The organism is Candidatus Cloacimonadota bacterium (assembly GCA_020532355.1).
GTDB lineage: Bacteria > Cloacimonadota > Cloacimonadia > Cloacimonadales > Cloacimonadaceae > UBA5456.
Genome location: JAJBBD010000217.1, coordinates 1 through 2,942, shown reverse-complemented (window position 1 = coordinate 2,942; position 2,942 = coordinate 1). Strand labels below are relative to the sequence as shown.

The 2,942-nt window shown below is 38.0% G+C and carries 4 protein-coding genes; all 4 read left to right on the top strand.

Annotation, left to right across the window (positions count from 1 at the left end; translation table 11 throughout):
* Window positions 1-1,191: restriction endonuclease subunit R (locus tag LHW48_07445; GenBank protein ID MCB5260289.1), on the top strand; the 1,191-nt coding region annotated here is incomplete at its 5' end.
* Between the two features lie 13 nt (window positions 1,192-1,204).
* Window positions 1,205-2,080, top strand: coding sequence for a nucleotidyltransferase (locus tag LHW48_07440; GenBank protein MCB5260288.1), 876 nt, complete (start codon window positions 1,205-1,207; stop codon window positions 2,078-2,080).
* Window positions 2,067-2,687: a hypothetical protein gene (locus tag LHW48_07435; GenBank protein ID MCB5260287.1), complete on the top strand. Its 621-nt coding sequence runs from the start codon at window positions 2,067-2,069 to the stop codon at window positions 2,685-2,687. The genes LHW48_07440 and LHW48_07435 overlap by 14 nt, the downstream gene beginning before the upstream one ends.
* A gap of 75 nt (window positions 2,688-2,762) precedes the next feature.
* Window positions 2,763-2,942: S-layer protein (locus LHW48_07430; protein ID MCB5260286.1), on the top strand; the 180-nt coding region annotated here is incomplete at its 3' end.

Sequence of the window (2,942 nt, the reverse complement as noted above, 5' to 3'; positions counted from 1 at the left end):
TTTACACCACTGATCATGGCTAAAAAAACCACTATACAGGATCGCAAACGGAACAGCTCTGAGACAAGACTATCAAGCTGGAAACCTTACCAAGCTACAAGCACAGAGAAACGTCCGGCTGTTACTGCAAGAAGAACCATGTTCAATCTTGTGCCCTGTGATAGCAGCTTTGAGCAGGAATTTGCATTTGAGTGTGATAGATTAAATGATGTGGAGGCTTTTGCCAAGAATGCAGGTCCTCAAAAACTGACGATTGATTATCTGAAGCCAGATAAGCATAGAGCTCTATATGTACCCGATTTCTTTGTAAGAGTAAAGTCTGGCGACATATACCTGTGCGAACTGAAAGGCAGAGAAGATAATCTGGTAGCCCTAAAAGCAAAAGCCGCTATTGAATGGTGTAAATCTGCTTCAAAAGGGAAAGTCAAGTGGCATTACATGTATTTACCTTATCATCTATTCCAGCAAAGCACTGCAAACTCCCTGGAAGAACTTGCCCGGGCTTGTGAGCCTTCATTACAGAACTTGATCAATGAGGGGGTCTCTGAACAGATTTTTATTGACTTTGATGCTGTTGATACAAATGATCTTAGTGATCCATTGTTCGATAAACTCAAAAGTATAGGAGCAGTTGAAAGTGTTCCTGAGGACATTAAAGACAGTATAAGACAAGCTTTGCTAATACTTGATCACGCTGAAAAAACCAAAATGACTGACTATGCTCATGCATTCCAACCGCTTCTATTCAACCTTGATGTTTATGCTATGCGTTTATTAGTAAATGGATTACAAGGTAAGATTCCGACAGATATATCAAGGAGGGATGCATACTTTATGCCTGATCTTTCGAATGTCTATGATAGGAAAAGAAATGTACTGGAGAAGTTTGGAAGATACCTTAGAGATAACTTAGTCTTTGCGCGTCCGATAATGAAGCTAGGGACATTACTATTTTGCTTAGAATATGCTCAGAAAGGAGGATTTGGAGCAAATGGAGTATGGAATGATGTCGAGAAAGCATATTCCGGAGAAAAGATGGGAGAGCTATACGTTCTACTATCTGAAGTGAATGAATTCAGAAACACTCGTGTTGCCCATGTGGAAGTCAAGCTGTCTGATGTGAATGAAGCTTGGGAGAATATGGGGAAATGGGTGAAGTGCTTAACCATGATAAACTCTATGGTAAACTAAGTTTGGAGGTTACATGTCAATCTCAGAAAGTCAATTAGAAACATGGTCACATATTGGTGCACAAGTTACGGCAGAGCAAACCCATGAATCTGTAAGAAATGCGATCGATTCCTGCAAATTTCCTGATGGGATTTTGTACGATAAATACTTACAAGGCTCATATAAGAACGATACAAATATCTATGGAGACATGGATGTTGATCTTGTCGTATCTTTAACATCTACTTTTTATAACAATCTAACGCCTGATCAGAAGAAACAACTGGGATTAACTACTGCAAGTTATCAGTTTTCAGATTTCAAGAAAGACATACTATCTGCTTTGTTTGATTATTACGATGATCGGAAGGTTAAAGAAAAGAACAAAGCGTTACAGGTCGTAAAACCAACTGGGACATTGAATTGTGATGTAGTTGTTTGCGCTGAGTATAGATTTTATACAGATAACCTATCGAGCTATTATGAAGGGATTACTTTTTGGACGGCAGATGGTATTCAAGTGATCAACTATCCAGATTATCATTATAATAATGGGGTCTCAAAGCACCAGAGCACTAATTCGTGGTACAAACCTACTATCAGAGTGTTTAAGAACATACGCAACAACCTTGTTGATAAACAAGCTATTACAAAGAAAGAAGCTCCATCATATTTCATCGAGTGTTTACTATATAATGTGCCCAACAATCTGTTTGGAACTAATCATTACAATACAACATATAACATCTTAGATTACATTGGGAAATCAAGAAATAATGGTCTAATAGAGAAGTTTAGATGTCAGCATGATCTCTATGACTTATTTGGAACTGGTAATACTCAGTGGAACCTTAACGACGCAAAGAAGTTCATTAATGAAGCAATAAGGTTTTGGAATGATTGGAGCTAAAAAGCACCCTTATGCTACTGATTCTAATGAGCGAAAAATCGTTCTGTTTTGGCTGGCAATCATAAGCGTTGTTATCTGTTACGGCATATATTTTTACCTCGAAAGGAAACAAGTCTCATTGTCTTACTGGGTATCAGCTCCTTCTGTTTTTGGTGTCTTTGGCTTCCTTTATCTCATATTTAACGAATGGCTTTGGAAATGGAGTATGTTACAAAAGATCAGATTAGTCAAGGTCCCTGTAATATCGGGAAAGTGGTATGGGCATATAAAATCCTCATATGATAATTATATGTCTGAGAAAAAAATCACGATTTCAATTTATCAAAACTGGACAGAACTGCTAGTTGTTTTAGAGACAGAATCATCAACTTCATTTAGCCAAACAGCATCTGTAATAACTAGCAATCCTCATTGCACCACAATAACTTATGGGTATATAAACTCACCGTCACCAGCTTCACTTGATACTATGCATATGCACATCGGAACCACTACACTTGAGTTAAAAGAGAATACAAACAGAATGCTTGGGGTTTACTATTCTGGGAGAGATAGGAAGAATGTTGGTGATATTGTAATCACCAAAGCCAGTAAGGAGAATAAATGAGCATTGAAAACTATGTGCAAGCTTCCATTTTTGAGGAAGATTATCTATATGCCCTCCCCACTCATAGGAGTATTTATGAAAAGAAATAGATGTATTATTGCCTGGCTGTTATCCATGATGAGCATTGGACTACATGCTGTAACCAGAATTGTAGATATCACCGGAGCGGGACAATATACGAGCATACAACCGGCTATAAATGCTTCAAGTCCGGGAGATTCAGTGCTTGTGTATCCTGGAAGATATTTTGAGAGC

What these genes read in the sequence shown, in the direction of transcription:
- LHW48_07440 (MCB5260288.1), top strand. Translation starts at nt 1,205, where the DNA reads ATGTCAATCTCAGAAAGTCAATTAGAAACATGGTCACATATTGGTGCA.
- LHW48_07435 (MCB5260287.1), top strand. Translation starts at nt 2,067, where the DNA reads ATGATTGGAGCTAAAAAGCACCCTTATGCTACTGATTCTAATGAGCGA.